The sequence below is a fragment of the Microcella alkalica genome, assembly GCF_014595885.1.
Lineage (GTDB): Bacteria > Actinomycetota > Actinomycetes > Actinomycetales > Microbacteriaceae > Microcella > Microcella alkaliphila_B.
Map to the genome: position 1 here is coordinate 133,215 of NZ_JABUKC010000001.1, position 15,663 is coordinate 148,877.

General features: G+C 73.0%; 15 protein-coding genes and 3 tRNA genes. 15 read left to right on the forward strand and 3 right to left on the reverse strand.

Features of this window, described 5'->3' with window-relative positions:
• The first annotated feature begins 54 nt into the window (after nt 1-54).
• From serS to ID804_RS00630, 6 genes are all read left to right on the forward strand, one after another.
• Nucleotides 55-1,320, forward strand: coding sequence for a serine--tRNA ligase (serS, locus tag ID804_RS00605; RefSeq protein ID WP_169077043.1), 1,266 nt, complete (start codon nt 55-57; stop codon nt 1,318-1,320).
• Entirely contained in the window at nt 1,317-2,165 is an 849-nt protein-coding gene (locus tag ID804_RS00610; protein WP_317451121.1) for an HAD family hydrolase, read from the forward strand. The genes serS and ID804_RS00610 overlap by 4 nt, the downstream gene beginning before the upstream one ends.
• Before the next feature lie 81 nt (nt 2,166-2,246).
• Nucleotides 2,247-2,331, forward strand: a tRNA-Ser gene (locus ID804_RS00615).
• Nucleotides 2,332-2,378: 47 nt separating this feature from the next.
• Complete coding sequence (locus ID804_RS00620) at nt 2,379-3,677, forward strand: LCP family protein (RefSeq protein ID WP_169077044.1); 1,299 nt, start codon at nt 2,379-2,381, stop codon at nt 3,675-3,677.
• A 13-nt stretch (nt 3,678-3,690) separates the two neighbouring features.
• Nucleotides 3,691-4,953, forward strand: coding sequence for an LCP family protein (locus ID804_RS00625; protein WP_169077045.1), 1,263 nt, complete (start codon nt 3,691-3,693; stop codon nt 4,951-4,953).
• 49 nt (nt 4,954-5,002) lie between these two features.
• Nucleotides 5,003-5,092, forward strand: a tRNA-Ser gene (locus tag ID804_RS00630).
• Between the two features lie 75 nt (nt 5,093-5,167).
• Here the strand turns inward: ID804_RS00630 and ID804_RS00635 are convergent.
• Both ID804_RS00635 and ID804_RS00640 read right to left on the reverse strand, forming a co-directional pair.
• On the reverse strand, nt 5,168-6,061 hold the full coding sequence (locus ID804_RS00635) for a sensor histidine kinase (protein ID WP_169077046.1): 894 nt from the start codon (nt 6,059-6,061) through the stop codon (nt 5,168-5,170).
• A gap of 30 nt (nt 6,062-6,091) precedes the next feature.
• Entirely contained in the window at nt 6,092-6,823 is a 732-nt protein-coding gene (locus ID804_RS00640) for a hypothetical protein (RefSeq protein WP_169077047.1), read from the reverse strand.
• Nucleotides 6,824-7,012: 189 nt separating this feature from the next.
• On the opposite strand from ID804_RS00640, the gene ID804_RS00645 reads away from it, so the two are divergent.
• The 9 genes from ID804_RS00645 to ID804_RS00685 all read left to right on the forward strand — a co-directional run bounded on the left by ID804_RS00645 (nt 7,013) and on the right by ID804_RS00685 (nt 15,018).
• Nucleotides 7,013-7,085, forward strand: a tRNA-Arg gene (locus ID804_RS00645).
• A 72-nt stretch (nt 7,086-7,157) separates the two neighbouring features.
• Nucleotides 7,158-8,150, forward strand: a complete 993-nt coding sequence (locus ID804_RS00650) for an L-threonylcarbamoyladenylate synthase (protein WP_169077048.1) — start codon at nt 7,158-7,160, stop codon at nt 8,148-8,150.
• 93 nt (nt 8,151-8,243) lie between these two features.
• Nucleotides 8,244-9,020: an electron transfer flavoprotein subunit beta/FixA family protein gene (locus ID804_RS00655; protein ID WP_169077049.1), complete on the forward strand. Its 777-nt coding sequence runs from the start codon at nt 8,244-8,246 to the stop codon at nt 9,018-9,020.
• A gap of 9 nt (nt 9,021-9,029) precedes the next feature.
• Complete coding sequence (locus ID804_RS00660; protein ID WP_169077050.1) at nt 9,030-10,004, forward strand: electron transfer flavoprotein subunit alpha/FixB family protein; 975 nt, start codon at nt 9,030-9,032, stop codon at nt 10,002-10,004.
• A 5-nt stretch (nt 10,005-10,009) separates the two neighbouring features.
• Nucleotides 10,010-10,969, forward strand: coding sequence for a cytochrome b/b6 domain-containing protein (locus tag ID804_RS00665; protein WP_169077741.1), 960 nt, complete (start codon nt 10,010-10,012; stop codon nt 10,967-10,969).
• On the forward strand, nt 10,966-12,144 hold the full coding sequence (locus tag ID804_RS00670) for an acyl-CoA dehydrogenase family protein (protein ID WP_223158880.1): 1,179 nt from the start codon (nt 10,966-10,968) through the stop codon (nt 12,142-12,144). Before ID804_RS00665 ends, ID804_RS00670 begins: the two co-directional genes overlap by 4 nt.
• On the forward strand, nt 12,141-13,280 hold the full coding sequence (locus ID804_RS00675; protein ID WP_317451123.1) for a 3-hydroxyisobutyryl-CoA hydrolase: 1,140 nt from the start codon (nt 12,141-12,143) through the stop codon (nt 13,278-13,280). Before ID804_RS00670 ends, ID804_RS00675 begins: the two co-directional genes overlap by 4 nt.
• On the forward strand, nt 13,277-14,245 hold the full coding sequence (mmsB, locus tag ID804_RS00680; RefSeq protein WP_169077051.1) for a 3-hydroxyisobutyrate dehydrogenase: 969 nt from the start codon (nt 13,277-13,279) through the stop codon (nt 14,243-14,245). Before ID804_RS00675 ends, mmsB begins: the two co-directional genes overlap by 4 nt.
• Nucleotides 14,242-15,018: an enoyl-CoA hydratase gene (locus ID804_RS00685; protein ID WP_169077052.1), complete on the forward strand. Its 777-nt coding sequence runs from the start codon at nt 14,242-14,244 to the stop codon at nt 15,016-15,018. Before mmsB ends, ID804_RS00685 begins: the two co-directional genes overlap by 4 nt.
• A gap of 69 nt (nt 15,019-15,087) precedes the next feature.
• On the opposite strand, the gene ID804_RS00690 is transcribed toward ID804_RS00685, so the two are convergent.
• Nucleotides 15,088-15,618 carry a MarR family winged helix-turn-helix transcriptional regulator gene (locus ID804_RS00690; protein ID WP_317451124.1) on the reverse strand — a complete coding sequence of 177 codons (531 nt, stop codon included), beginning with the start codon at nt 15,616-15,618 and terminating at the stop codon, nt 15,088-15,090.
• Between the last annotated feature and the right edge of the window lie 45 nt (nt 15,619-15,663).

A 15,663-nucleotide genomic window follows, 5' to 3' on the forward strand; every position in this document is an offset into this window, starting at 1 on the left:
TCGCCCCTGAACGGCCGAGGGGGTCGCTCCGAGCGCGCGTGCCAGACTAGAGGCGTGATCGACCCCCAGCTGCTGCGCGAGAACCCCGACATCGTCAGAGCATCCCAGCGGGCGCGTCGATCGTCGGTCGAGGTCGTCGACGAGGCCGTCGACGCCGACCGCGCGCGGCGCGAGGCGATCACCGCCTTCGAGGCGCTGCGGGCCGAGCAGAACGCGCACGGCAAGCGCGTCGCGCAGGCTCCGAAGGAGGAGAAGGCCGCGCTCGTCGCCGAGGCGCAGCAGCTCTCGGCCCGGGTGAAGGCCGCGCAGCAGGCCGCGAACGAGGCGGACGAGGCGTTCACGCGCATCGCCGGCGGCATCCCCAACGTCGTGCTGCCGGGCGTGCCCGAGGGCGGGGAGGACGACTTCGTCACCCTGCGCGAGGTCGGCGAGAAGCCGACCTTCGACTTCGAGCCGCGCGACCACCTCGCGCTCGGCGAGCTGCTCGACGCGATCGACATGCCGCGCGGCGTGAAGGTCAGCGGCTCGCGCTTCTACTTCCTCAAGGGCGTCGGCGCGCGCCTCGAGCTCGCGCTCATGAACCTCGCCCTCGACCGGGCACTCGCCGCCGGGTTCACCCCGCTCATCACCCCGACGCTCGTGAAGCCCGAGATCATGAGCGGCACCGGGTTCCTCGGCGAGCACGCCGACGAGATCTACCACCTGCCCGCCGACGACCTCTACCTCACGGGCACGAGCGAGGTCGCGCTCGCCGGCTACCACGCGGGCGAGATCATCGACGTCGCCAAGGGCCCGCTGCGCTACGCCGGCTGGTCGACCTGCTACCGCCGCGAGGCCGGCAGCTACGGTCGCGACACCCGCGGCATCATCCGCGTGCACCAGTTCCAGAAGCTCGAGATGTTCAGCTACATCGACCCGGCCGACGCCGAGGCCGAGCACGAGCGCCTGCTGGCGCTGCAGGAGGGGATGCTGCAGTCGCTGGGCCTCGCCTATCGCGTCATCGACACCGCGGCCGGCGATCTCGGCACGAGCGCCGCGCGCAAGTTCGACGTCGAAGCCTGGGTGCCGACGCAGGGCGCCTACCGCGAGCTGACGAGCACGAGCAACTGCACGACCTTCCAGGCCCGCCGCCTCGACACGCGCTTCCGCGGGGAGGACGGCCGCACGGCCCCGGTTGCGACCCTCAATGGCACGCTCGCGACGACCCGGTGGATCGTCGCCCTCCTCGAGACGCACCAGCGCGCCGACGGCTCGGTCGCGGTGCCGGATGCCCTGCGCCCGTACCTCGGCGGCCTCGAGGTGCTGGAGCCGGTCGCGTGACCCCGACGCGGCACGAGCACGACGCGGCCGACGACGAGCGCTGGCTCATCGCCCTCGACATCGACGGCACCGTGCTGCATGAGGACGGCACGCTCACCGACGCCGTCGAGCGCGAAGTGCACCGCCTGCGCGACGCCGGGCACGAGGTCATGCTCGCCACGGGCCGCTCGGTCGCCATGACCCTGCCGGTGCTCGAGCGGCTCGACATCGCCCCCCACTACGTCGTGTGCTCGAACGGCGCCATCACGCTCGCTCGGGATCCGGAGGCCCCCACGGGATACCGACGCGAGCACGTCGAGACGTTCGATGCGACGGACGTGCTGACGCGCATCCGCCCGCATCTGACCCAGGCGAACTACGCCGTCGAGGACGAGACCGGTGTGTACCGCTACACCGGCTGGTTCCCCGACGGCGCGCTCGGCGCCATCAGCCACGAGGTGCCCTTCGACGAGCTGTGCCGCGAGCCCGCGACGCGCGTCGTCGTCATCTCGCCCGGCCACGCGATGGAGGAGTTCCTCGCCGCCGTCGAGCTCATGGGTCTGCACCAGGTCAGCTACAACGTCGGCTGGACGGCCTGGCTCGACATCGCGCCCGACGGCGTCAACAAGTCCACGGCTCTCGAGCGGGTGCGGGATGCCCTCGGCATTCCCGGGGAGCGCGTCATGGCCGTGGGCGACGGTCGCAACGACATCGAGATGCTCGCGTGGGCGACGAGCATCGGCGGCCGCGGCGTCGCCATGGGGCAGGCGCCGGAGGAGGTCGTCGCGGCGGCCTCCGAGGTCACCGAGCGCGACACCGCCGACGGGCTGGCACGTGCGCTCGCCTCGCTCGGCTCGTCACGCTGAGCGTTCGTCACCCGAACGGGGAGCATCCCGGCCAGCCCGTTCTGAGCGTCACTCCGGCTAGGATCGAGTTTTGGTGTCCAAGGAGGGCTGTCCGAGCGGCCGATGGAGCCGGTCTTGAAAACCGGTGGGCAGAGATGTCTCGTGGGTTCGAATCCCACGCCCTCCGCTGCGGGGCGGCGCTCGACGCCTGCCGCCGACCATCGAGGAGAGTGAATGTCGGAACCGAGGCGCGATCGCACGATGCGCTCCCTGCCGACCGCCCGCATCCGTCACGGCCGGCTGCGCCGATCGAGCGGATGGCGCACGGCGCTCTCGGGCATCGCCGCGGGTCTGTCGATCGTGCTCGTCAGCGGCGCCTCCGTCGCGGCGATCACACTCGCCCAGCTCGACGCGAACATCGACGAGGTCGTGCTGACCGGCGCGAACGGCGAGGTGCGCGAGCTGCCGACGGTCGGCGAGTGGGAGGGCGGCTTCAACGTGCTCATCGTCGGCGTCGACAACGCCGAGGGGCAGAGCGACGCCCGCGAGCGCGACGGCGCGACCCTCAACGACGTCAACATCCTCGTGCACGTCGCGGAGGACCAGCAGTCGGCGGTCGCCGTCTCCATCCCCCGCGACCTCGTCGTGCCGATCCCCGAGTGCCCGCAGGAGGACGGCGGCACGAGCTACGCGATGAGCGCGCAGCCGTTCAACTCGGCCTTCAGCGTCGGCGGGCTCAACTGCGTCGTGCTGACCGCGGAGGCGCTCACGGGTCTGTCGATCCCGTACGCCGGCACGATCTCGTTCGACGGCGTCGCCATGATGTCGACGGCCGTCGGCGGCGTCGACGTCTGCGTCGACGCGCCCGTCTACGACAGCTACACCGGCCTCGACCTGCCGACGGCCGGCACCCACACGATCGAGGGCTACACGGCGCTCGCCTTCCTGCGCTCGCGGCACGGCGTCGGTGACGGCTCCGACCTCAGCCGCATTTCCAGCCAGCAGGTCTACATGTCGTCGCTCATGCGCACCCTGCAGAGCAACGGCACGCTCACCGACCCGACGAAGCTGTACGGCCTCGCGCAGGTCGCCACGAAGGCGATGTCGCTGTCGTCGAGCCTCGCGAGCCTCGACACGATGGTGTCGATGGCGCTCGTGCTGAAGGACATCCCGACCGAGAACATCACCTTCGTGCAGTACCCGGCGACGACGGGCCTCGGCGGCGTGTACGCCGGCAAGGCCGCCCCGGTCGAGCGCCTGGCGGATGCTCTCTTTGAGAAGATCCGCAACGACGAGTCGTTCCTGCTCGAGGAGGACGCGACCGGCAACGGCTCGACCCTCGCCGAGCCGGCCCCGAGCCCCTCGGCACCGGCCCCGGAGCCGAGCCCGACCGAGACCGCGACCGCGGCTCCCGCCCCGAGCGCGTCGCCCACCGTGCCGCCCGTGCCGGGTGAGGAGCCCGCCGCGCCCGAGGTGCTCGAGGGCGTGCTCGGCCAGACCGCCGCCCAGCAGACCTGCTCGGTCGCCAACTGATCGGCGACGCGACGTGACCGACTCGAGCCGTCGCACCGCCGCGGCGCCGACGGCTCCGCGCGCCGCCGTGCGCCACGGTCGGCTGCGCCCGGCCTCCGCGCTGCGCACGGCGCTGTCGGCGCTCGCCGGGGTGCTCGTCGTCGCGCTCGTGAGCGGAGCATCCGTCGCTGCGATCGCCGCGTACCGCCTCGCGGCGGAGGTCGACGCGGTCGACATCGGGGGCGAGACGCCCACCGTCGGCGAGTGGGAGGGCGGCTTCAACGTGCTCATCGTCGGCATCGACAACGCCGAGGGGCAGGCCGATGCGGAGGAGCGCGACTCGACGCTCAACGACGTGAACATGCTCGTGCACGTCGCGGAGGACCAGCAGTCGGCGGTCGCCGTCAGCATCCCGCGCGACCTCATGGTCGACATCCCCACCTGCCAGCAGGAGGACGGCTCGACCTCCGACGCCGTCGAGTTCGTGCAGATCAACTCGGCCTACGGCCGGGGCGGACTGCCCTGCGTGGTCGACACCGTCGAGCAGCTCACCGGGCTCGAGATCCCCTACGCGGGCACCATCTCCTTCGACGGCGTCGCCCGCATGTCGTCCGCCGTCGGCGGCGTCGAGGTCTGCATCGACGCACCGATCTCCGACCCGTACACGGGCTTGAACCTCAGCACCGCCGGCACGCACACGGTCGAGGGGTACGAGGCGCTCGCCTTCCTCCGAACGCGGTACGGCGTCGGGGACGGCGGCGACCTCAGCCGCATCTCGAACCAGCAGACCTACCTGTCGTCGCTCGTGCGGAAGGTGCAGAGCGACGGCGTGCTCACCGACCTCGGCGCGCTCTACGGCCTCGCCCGCGTCACCACCGAATCGATGGAGCTCTCGACGAGCCTCGCGCCGCTCGACACGATGGTCGCCATGGCGCGCGTGCTCGCCGACATGCCCACGGAGAACATCGTCTTCGTGCAGTACCCGGGCGAGACCGTGCTCGACGGCGACCTCGCCGGACGCGTGGTGCCCCTGGAGGATGCGGCGGATGCCCTTCTGGAGCGCATCCGGAACGACGAGCGCTTCCTGCCCGACGAGCCGGAGCAGGGCACCGTCGCCGACCCGAACGCTCCCAACCCGGCACCCTCGGCGACCGCCGCGCCCGCGCCGAGTGAGCCGGCCGCCGCGCCGTCGGCCACTCCCTCGAGTTCGGCCACCGCGGAGCCGGAGCCGCCCGTGCTCGAGAACGTGCCCGGGCAGACCGCGGCAGACCGGCGCTGCTCGGCCGCGAACGACTGACGGCGAGCATCCGCCCGCTCTCGGGCTATAGTGGTGGAGGCTCACGCCAGGAGACGTCGCATAGTCCGGTCGAGTGCACCACCCTGCTAAGGTGGAGTCCCCGTTTAGGGGACCGAGGGTTCAAATCCCTCCGTCTCCGCGCTCTGTTCTTTATCGCGCCGCCGCTCCTGCGGCGCGAGTGTTCTCCATCGCGCCGCCGCTCCTGCGGCGCGGCTCAGCCGCGGGGGAGCCGCACGGTGACGGTCGTGCCCTGACTGACCGCGCTCTCGACCAGCACCTCGCCGCCGTGCGCCTCGACGATCGCCTGCACGATCGCGAGGCCCAGCCCGATGCCCCGGATGGCCGCCGAGCGCGCCTCGTGCGCGCGGAAGAACTGCTCGAAGAGCCGCTCCTGGTCCTCGTCGGAGATGCCGATGCCAGTGTCGCGCACCCGCACGATTGCGCTGGCACCCTCCTCGATGAGTGCCACGTCGATCGTGCCTCCCGCCGGGGTGTAGCGGATCGCGTTCGTCAGCAGGTTCTCGACCACCTGGGAGACCCGGTGCGCGTCGACCGACGCCGCGACGGGATGCCCCGGAGGCTCGCACGCGAGCTGCACGCCCTTCCGCTCCGCTTCCGCACGCACGGCGCCGACCGCCTCCTGGACGACCCGGACGAGATCGACGGGCTGCCGGTCGAGGGCGATCGGAGCCCGCCGTGAGCCGGCGACGGTCAACAGGTCGCGCACGAGCAGCTGCTGACGCTGCACGCTGCGCTCCATGACCTCGAGATACCCGGCGACCTCCTCGCCGAACTCCTCGCGGCGCTCGAGCAGGATGTCCAAGAAGCCGCGCATCGTCGTGAGGGGTGTGCGCAACTCGTGCGAGACGGTGCCGATGAAGACGTCCTTCGACTCGAGCGCCTGGAGGTACGCCGTGACGTCGTTGATGACGAGCACGTTCGCGAGGTGCTCCCCCGACTCGGTGTGCACCGGTCCGCCGGAGATCGAAAGGGCGCTCTGACGGCCGGCGGGAGGGCCCACCCACACCAGTCGGTCGCGCAGCGTGTCGCCGCGCAGCACGCGCTGGAAGGAGGACTCCTCCGCGGCGATCGGGGTAACGCGGTCCATCTCGAAGGCCCGCACCTCGCCGAACGACAGTCACGGGTCACGTCCGTCGGCCGAGAGGTCGGGGCTCTCTCGCAGCACGCGATTCATGAGGATCGGCTCCCCTGCGGGCGAGAAGACGATGACGCCGACGTCGAGCTGATCGAGCACGGTGTCGAGGAGGCGACGCGTCCGCTCGATGTCGCGCGTCGCGTCGGCCCGTCGACGCTGCTCCGCTCCGAGCTCGTCCTGCCTGCCGGAGAGCACCGAGGCGATCGCGTAGGCGATGCACGCCGCGACGACCAGCACGAGCGGGCTCACGATCGCCGACATGAGGGCGGCATCGGCGCCCTGCTCGTCCAGCACGCCCTGCTGCAGCCGGATGACGTCGGCGGTGCCGACGGTGAGCGTCGCGGGCGCGAAGAGCAGGAGCGCAGCGCGCTTGCGCGTGAGGCCGATCCACGCCGCGGGCAGGGCGAGCAGCAGCAGGAGAGCGCTCGTCGTCGCACCCCCATCGGCGAAGCGGAGCACCGCGACGCCTGCAACGTCGAGGAAGGGCATCGCGAACATCCACGGCCGGTAGCGCGGTGAGTCGAAACCGGGAAGGACGAGCATCGCCGATGCCGCGAGGATCAGCGTTGCACCGACGAGGAAGGCCGGCGTCGAGACGGCCCCCGCATCGACGACGAGCAGGATGACGGTGCTGATGGCGAAGAGCGCGAGCGTGGCACCCTGCAGGAAGAGACTCGTCGCTCGCGGCGATACGAGCGGGTGGTCGTCAAACATCGGCGCATCCTGGCCCCGGGACGTCGTAGGGTCCTGCACGGTTCCGAGAGTAGGAGGAGCGCGGGCCCCGGCGCGCGCGGGCGCGCGGGGGAGCGCCGCAGTCGTCGTCACGCCCCAGGGCGCACCGCCGACTCGATTCGCGACCCTCCCGCGTCGCTGATATGCTCGCTCAGTCGCTCCGGTGACAGTGCGCCCGTAGCTCAATGGATAGAGCATCTGACTACGGATCAGAAGGTTAGGGGTTCGAGTCCCTTCGGGCGCGCAGACGGCTTCCGAGCCGCAGGAAGGCCCTCGCTCAGCGGGGGCCTTCGTCGTTCGCGCGATAATCGAGGGGATGCACGCCCCCGACCTCCCCGACTCCTCCGGCGACCTCGCCCTCGCCGCCCGCGCCCTCGCTGACGGCCGCCTGGTGGCCTTCCCCACCGAGACGGTTTTCGGGCTCGGGGCGAATGCGCTGGATCCGGCCGCGGTCGCCCGCATCTTCGCCGCCAAGGGCCGCCCGGCCGACCACCCTCTCATCGTGCACGTCAGCGACCCCGCCCTGCTCGACACGCTCGCGATCGACGTGCCCGACTACGCTCGCGCCCTCGCCGCGGCGTTCTGGCCCGGCCCGCTCACGCTGATCCTGCCGCGGTCGCCGATCGTGCCCGACGCCGTGACGGGCGGGCAGCCCACGGTCGGCGTGCGGGTGCCGAGCCACCCAGTGGCGCTCGAGCTGCTGCGTGCCTTCGAGGCGCTCGGCGGGCGCGGCGTGGCCGCGCCGAGCGCGAACCGGTTCGGGCGGGTCTCGCCGACGACGGCGCAGGCGGTGCGAGACGAGCTCGGTGCGCACCTCGAGCCGGGCGACTTGGTCGTCGAGGGCGAGCCGTCGCACGTCGGCATCGAGTCGACGATCGTCGACTGCACCGGGCCCGCGCCGGTCATCCTGCGCCCGGGGGCGGTGACGGGCGCCGTGATCGAGGCGACCACGGGCCTCGCGCTGGGCGAGCGGCACGAGCGCATCCGCGTGAGCGGGTCGCTCGCCTCGCACTACGCGCCGACCGCGGCGGTCGTGCTCGACGTCGAGCCTCGCCCCGGTGACGGGCTCATCGCGCTCGCCGACGTCGCGACTCCCGAGGGCGTCGTGCGGCTCGCCTCGCCCGCGACCGCGGAGCAGTACGCGCAGCGTTTGTACGCGGCGCTGCGCGACGCCGACGCGCGCGGGCTGGGGCGGGTCGTCGCCGTCACCCCGAGCGGCGAGGGCATTGCGGCGGCGATCCGCGATCGACTGCAGCGGGCGGCGCACGGCTCCGTGCCGGGCGCGGCGTCGAGCACCTCGCCAAGATAGCAGGAACCCCTAGCATTTCCTCGGCCTCCCGAGTATCGTGAGGCGCGCCCACAAGGCGCCGCGCTCGCGAGAGCGCAGAACGAGGGAGTTCCCATGAGGATCATCGTCCTGATCAAGCACGTGCCCGACACCTGGGAGGAGCGCGTGCTCGACCCCGCAACGGGTCGGCTCGATCGCTCCGCGAGCGAGCGGGTCGTGGACGAGATCACCGAGCGGGCCCTCGAGGCCGCCCTCGCGCTCAAGGACAGCGACAAGAGCATCGAGGTCGTCGCGCTGACGATGGGTCCGGGCGAATCGACGGGCGCGATCAAGAAGGCGCTCTCCATGGGCGCCGACTCGGGCATCCACCTCGTCGACGACGCGCTCGCCGGCGCCGACGCGATGACGACCGCCGCGACGATCGCCGCCGCCCTGCGCGACGCGGGTGCCGACCTCATCATCGCGGGCAACGAGTCCACCGACGGGCGCGGCGGCATGCTGCCGGCCATGCTCGCCGAGCACCTGGGCCTGCCCGCCCTCACCTTCATCAGTGACCTCGTCGTCGAGGGCGGCCGCGTGCGCGGCGAGCGCGCGACCGAGACCGCCACGAGCGTCGTGAGCGCGGCCCTGCCCGCCGTCGTCTCGATCACCGAGGGGATGCCCGAGCCGAGGTTCCCCTCGTTCAAGGGCATCATGGGCGCCAAGAAGAAGCCCGTCGCCTCCCACTCGCTCGCCGACCTCGGGCTCGCCGCCGATGCGACCCCCCGCGCCGCCTCGGTCGTTCTGAGCTGCGAGCCGCGCCCCGGCCGCACCGGAGCCGAGCCCATCGTCGACGACGGGTCGGCCGGTCAGCGCCTCGCCGACTACCTGGCCCAGCAGCGACTCGTCTAGGAGGACGCCATGACCGCCGCTCTCGTCCACATCGAGCTCACCGCCGACGGCGCCCCCACCGACGCGGCCGCCGAGCTGCTCGGCGCGGCCACCGTGCTCGGCGAGCCCGTCGCCGTCATCACCGTCGCGCCCGGCAGCGACACCGCGGCCCTTGTCGCCGCTCTGGGGCGCGCGGGTGCTGCCCGCGTCGTCGTCGCCGAGGCCGCCGAGGTCGGGTCGGTCATCGCGACCCCGCAGGTCTCCGCGCTCGCCGCGGCGATCGACCGCGAGCAGCCCAGCGTCGTGCTGCTCGCCCACTCCGTCGACGGCCGCGACGTCGCGGGCCGGCTCGCCGTGCGCGTCGGCGGCGCCCTCGCGTGGGACGCCGTCGGGGTGACGCGCGACGGCGACCGCGTCGTCGCCGCGCACTCCGTGTTCGGCGGCGCCTACGCGACGACGTCGACCATCGAGGGAGGCCTGCCGATCGTGACCGTGCGCCCCGGCGCGATCGACGCGCGCGCCGCGGCCGTCGAGGCACCCGCCGTCGAGAGGCTGACCGTCGAGGTGAGCGGCGCCGCCGCGACGATCGAGTCGTCGACCCCCGTGCGCCCCTCCGGCCGGCCCGAGCTGCGCACCGCGAAGGTCGTCGTCGCCGGCGGCCGCGGGCTGGGCTCACCCGAGAAGTTCGCGCTCGTCGAGCAGCTCGCCGACGCGCTCGGCGGCGCCGTCGGCGCCTCGCGCGCCGCCGTCGACGCGGGCTACATCGACCACGCCGCCCAGGTCGGCCAGACCGGCACGACCGTCGCCCCCGACCTCTACATCGCCCTCGGCATCTCCGGCGCGATCCAGCACAAGGCCGGCATGCAGACGGCGAAGACGATCGTCGCGATCAACACGGATGCCTCGGCGCCGATCTTCGAGGTCGCCGACTTCGGCGTCGTCGGCGACGTTTTCACCGTCGTGCCGCAGCTGCTCGACGCCCTGCAGTCGCGGCGGTCGGCGTGAGCGCGATGACGGGGCGCCCGAGCGCGGCGCGCGGCAGGGCAGGCGCCAGCGGGGGCGGGCGCGGCCCGCGGGTCTCGCGCAGGGCCGCGCTGAGCATCCTCGCCGCGATCGTGGGCCTCGTGCTGCTCGTCGTCGCCGCCCGCGCGCTGCGCGAGCTGCCCGGCGTGCAGCAGTTCATCGCCGAGAACCCCGGCGAGACCGAGCTGCCGCAGGGCGCGCCCGTCGGGCTGCCGGTGTGGCTCAACGCCACGCACTTCCTGTCGAGCCTGTTCCTGCTGCTCATCATCCGCACCGGCTGGCAGGTGCGCACGACGAAGCGCCCCGCCGGGCACTGGACGAGGGACAACTCCGGCCTCGTGCGCACGAAGAACCCGCCGCGGAGGATCACGCTCGAGCTCTGGCTGCACCTCACCCTCGACGCGCTGCTCGTCATCAACGGCATCGTCTTCCTTGTGCTCGCGTTCGCGACCGGCCACTGGGTGCGCATCGTGCCGACCACGTGGGAGGTCGTGCCGAACGCCGCCTCGGCGCTGCTGCAGTACCTCTCGCTCGACTGGCCCACCGAGAACGGCTGGGTCAACTACAACAGCCTGCAGCAGCTGAGCTACTTCGCGATCGTCTTCGTCGTGACGCCGCTCGCCATCATCACGGGCCTGCGGATGTCCGGCGCCTGGCCCGCGAACGCGCCGCGCCTCAACCGCGCCTTCCCCCTCGAGTGGGCGCGCGTCGTGCACTTTCCGGTGATGCTCGTCTTCGTCGCCTTCATCGTCGTGCACGTCGCGCTCGTGCTCTCCACCGGCGCCGTGCGCAACCTCAACCACATGTACGCCGCGCGCGACGACGACTCGTGGGTCGGCGTCGCCGTCTTCGCGGGCAGCCTCGTCGTCATGGCGGCGGCCTGGCTGCTCGCGCGCCCCGTGCTGCTGCGGCCCGTGGCATCCCTCACCGGAAAGGTCAGCCGATGACGCTGCTCAACGACGCGCCCATGGCGGCGCCCGCCCACGCGCTCACCGACGAGCAGGCCGCACTCGTCGACATGGTGCGCGACTTCGCGCGGCACGAGCTCGAGCCGCACGCGATCGAGTGGGATCGCACCAAGCACTTCCCCGTCGACGTGATCCGCGGCGCGGGCGAGCTCGGCTTCGGCGGCATCTACGTCTCGGAGGACGTCGGGGGAGCCGGCCTCACGCGCGCCGACGCGGCGCTCATCTTCGAAGAGCTCGCCAAGGGCGACGTGACGATCGCCGCCTACATCTCCATCCACAACATGGTCGCGTGGATGATCGACACCTTCGGCGACGGGGCCCAGCGCGAGCGGTGGGTGCCACGGCTCGCGAGCATGGAGCACCTCGGCAGCTACTGCCTCACCGAGCCCGACGCCGGCTCGGACGCGGCCGCGCTCTCCACGCGCGCCGTGCGCGACGGCGACGAGTACGTGCTCACCGGCGTCAAGCAGTTCATCTCCGGCGCCGGCAGCACCGACGTCTACATCGTCATGGCTCGCACTGGCGAGCCGGGCCCCGCCGGCATCACCGCCTTCATCGTGCCCTCCGACGCCGCCGGGCTGTCGTTCGGGGCCAACGAGGTCAAGATGGGCTGGAACGCCCAGCCGACCCGCGCGGTCATTCTCGACGGGGTGCGCGTGCCCGCCGCCGACCGTCTCGGCGGCGAGGGGCAGGGCTTCACGATGGCCATGAAGGCCCTCAACGGCGGTCGCCTCAACATCGCCGCGTGCTCGCTCGGCGGTGCGCAGTGGGCGCTCGACCGCGCGGTGCAGCACATCCGCACCCGCCGCGCCTTCGGCAAGCCGCTGTCGGAGCAGCAGTCGCTCGTGTTCACGATCGCCGACATGGAGACGGAGCTGCAGGCCGCCCGCCTGCTGCTGCGCAGCGCCGCGCAGTCGATCGACACCGGGCATCCCGACGTCGCCGCGCACTGCGCGATGGCGAAGCGCTTCGCCACCGACGTCGCCTTCACGGCCGCCAACGCCGCCCTGCAGCTGCACGGCGGCTACGGCTACCTCGCCGAGTACGGTATCGAGAAGGTCGTGCGCGACCTGCGGGTGCACCAGATCCTGGAGGGCACGAACGAGATCATGAAGCTCATCATCGGCCGCAGCGTGCTCGAGAAGGCGTCGTGACCGGCAGCGCGGCGCGGGCCGCGACCGACGTCGACGACGACGCCTCCGGCGGCGAGCCAGAGGTCATCGTCGAGGTGCGCGGCTCCCTCGGGCTGCTCACGCTCAATCGGCCGCGCGCCCTCAACGCGCTCACCCACGGCATGGTCGTCATGCTGCGTGCGGCGCTCGACGAGTGGGCGGCGCGCGACGACGTGCGCGCCGTCGCCATCGTCGGCGCCGGCGAGCGCGGGCTGTGCGCCGGCGGCGACATTGTCGGCCTCCACGCCGAGGCCCGCAGCGGCGGCGGCGCCGGCGCGGCCGCCTTCTGGCGCGACGAGTACGCCCTCAACGCGCGCATCGCCCGTTACTCGAAGCCCTACGTCGCCCTCATGGACGGCATCGTGCTCGGCGGCGGCGTCGGCGTCTCCGCCCACGGCTCGCACCGCATCGTCACCGAGCGCTCGCGCGTCGGCATGCCCGAGACCGGCATCGGCTTCGTGCCCGACGTCGGCGGCTCATGGCTGCTCGCGCACGCGCCCGGTGAGCTCGGCACGCACCTCGCGCTCACCGGCGCGATGGTGGGGGCGGGCGACGCGATCGCGGTCGGGCTCGCCGACCTGCACGTTCCCAGCACCCGCCTGCCCGAGGTCGTCGCCGCCCTCGAGGTGCTCGACCCCTCCGAGCAGCCGGCGGCGGCCGTCGACGCCACGCTCGCCGAATACGCAGAACCGGCACCCGCGGCCCCGCTGCTCGCCGAACGCGCGTGGATCGACGCGGCCTACGCCGGCGACGACGTGGCCGTCATGATCGAGCGGATGCGCGCATCCGGCACCGAAGCGGCCCTCGCCGCCGCCGACGCCCTCGCGCAGCGATCGCCGCTCGCGCTCGCCACCACGCTCGCCCTGCTGCGCCGCTCCGCGCGCGCCGGGTCGCTCGAAGCGGCGCTCGCGCTCGAGTTCCGCGCCGCGCTGCGCGCCCTCGCCGCCCCCGACTTCGCCGAGGGCGTGCGCGCGCAAGTCATCGACAAGGATCGCTCGCCGCGGTGGAGCCCGCCGACGCTCGCCGAGGTCGACCCCGCACAGGTCGAGGCCGCGCTCGCGCCGCTCACCGACGCCGAGCGGGTCAGATTCGGCACGAGCGAGTGGGAGGCGGCATGACCGAGCGCAGCGCATCCGGGATCGAGCACGCGGCGGTCGCGTTCATCGGCCTCGGGCACATGGGTGCGCCGATGGCCGCCAACCTCGCCCGTGCCGGCATCGACGTGCGGGGCTTCGACCTGTCTCCCCACGCCGTCGAGCACGCGCGAGTCGCCGGAGTGCCGATCGCCGAGTCGGCGGCCGCGGCCGTCGCCGGGGCGGGCGTCGTCATCACGATGCTGCCCGTCGGCCGCCACGTCATGGGGGCCTACACCGGCACGGCGGCCGACGGCAGCGACGGCCTGCTCGCCCTCGCCGCCCCCGGCACGCTCTTCATCGACTGCTCGACGATCGCCGTCGACGACGCCCGCCGCGCGCACGAGCTCACCGTCGCCGCCGGGCACCGCAGCGTCGACGCCCCCGTCTCCGGCGGCGTCATGGGCGCCGAGGCGGCGACGCTCGCCTTCATGGTCGGCGGCGACGAGGCCGACGTCGAGGCAGCGCGACCACTGCTCGAGCGCATGGGTCGGCGCGTCGTGCACTGCGGCGGCCCCGGCCTCGGGCAGGCGGCGAAGACGTGCAACAACATGATCCTCGGGGTGTCGATGATCGCCGTCAGCGAGGCCTTCGTGCTCGGCGAGCGGCTCGGCCTGACGAACGAGGCCCTGTTCGAGGTCGCCGCGAACGCGAGCGGACAGTGCTGGGCCCTCACCACCAACTGCCCCGTGCCGGGCCCCGTCCCGGCGAGCCCCGCGAACCGCGACTACGAGCCCGGCTTCGCGAGCGCCCTCATGGCCAAAGATCTCGGCCTCGCGCTGCGAGCCATCGAGGCGACCGGCACGCACGCCGAGGCCGGATCGCTCGCCGCCGCGCTGTACGCGCGCTTCGCCGAGGGCGACGGCGCGATGCGAGACTTCTCGGCGATCATCACCGACATCCGCGCGCGCAGCGCCGCCGCGGCGGACGACCCCGGAGGAGCCGCATGACCGAGCCCAGCACGATCCTCACCGAGCAGCGCGGCCGCGTCGGCCTGCTCACCCTGCACCGGCCCGACGCCCTCAACGCACTCAACTCGCAGCTCATGCGCGAGGTCGTCGAGCAGGTGTGGGCGTGGGATGCCGACCCCGGCATCGGCGCGATCGTCATCACCGGCGCGGGGCGGGCCTTCGCCGCCGGCGCCGACATCAAGGAGATGGCGAGCGCCACCTACGACCAGGTCTCCCGCGACCGGCTCTTCGCCGGGTGGGACGCCCTCGCCGCCACCCGCACTCCCGTCATCGCGGCCGTCAACGGCTTCGCGCTCGGCGGCGGCTGCGAGCTCGCCATGCTGTGCGACCTCATCATCGCCTCCGAGGCGGCGTCGTTCGGGCAGCCGGAGATCAACCTCGGCGTCATCCCCGGCATCGGCGGCACCCAGCGCCTCACCCGCGCGATCGGCAAGGCGAAGGCGATGGAGCTCATCCTCACCGGGCGCCGCATGGATGCCCACGAGGCCGAGCGCGCCGGCCTCGTCGCGCGCGTCGTCGCCCCCGAATCGCTGCTCGACGAGGCCATGGCCCTCGCCGCCACGATCGCGTCGAAGTCGAAGCCCGTCGCCCAGGCGGCGAAGGAGGCGGTCAATGCAGCCTTCGAATCCTCGCTCGCTGAAGGCGTGCGCTTCGAGCGGCAGCTCTTCTACGCCGGCTTCGCGCTCGCCGACCAGAAGGAGGGCATGGCCGCCTTCGTCGAGAAGCGCGAGCCGCGGTTCGAGCACCGGTAGGGGGCCCGCCTCTCCCTCGGCGGCACCCCGCGCCCCCCGGGCGAGGGCGGCTCGTGCCGCCCGTGGTGGCTAGAGCGGCTCGGGCGCCGGCGGCGGCGTCACGAAGTCGCCGGCCGCCTCGCGGAAGCGGGCGAGCGCCCGCACGACCGCGGCGACGTCGTCGCGCGGCATGCCCGGGTCGGCGAACACTTCGGCGTTGAGCGCCGCCGTCGCCTCGGCGGCCGCGGCCCGGCCCGCATCCGTCAGCACCAGCATCGAGGCGCGACCGTCGCGCGGATGCGGCCGCCGCTCGACGAGCCCATCACGCTCGAGGCGCTGCACGGTGCTCGTCACGCTCGTCGGGTGCACCTGCAGGCGCGCCGTGGCGCTCGCCATCGGGATGACGCCGTCCTTCGTGAAGCTCAGCAGCTGCAGTAGCTCGTAGCGGGCGAACGAGAGGTCGAACCGCTTGAGCGTGCCCTCGACGCGGGCGAGCAGCAGCTGGTGCGCGCGCATGACCGAGGTGACGAGGGTCATGCCGTCGGCCGCGTCGCCCCAGCCGTGCGCGACCCACTGCCGACGCGCCTCGGCGAGCGGGTCGATGGGCAGCGGCTCGGGCACGCCTCGAGCGTAGTCGCGTGGCGTGCGCGCGGGCCGGTGCGCGCC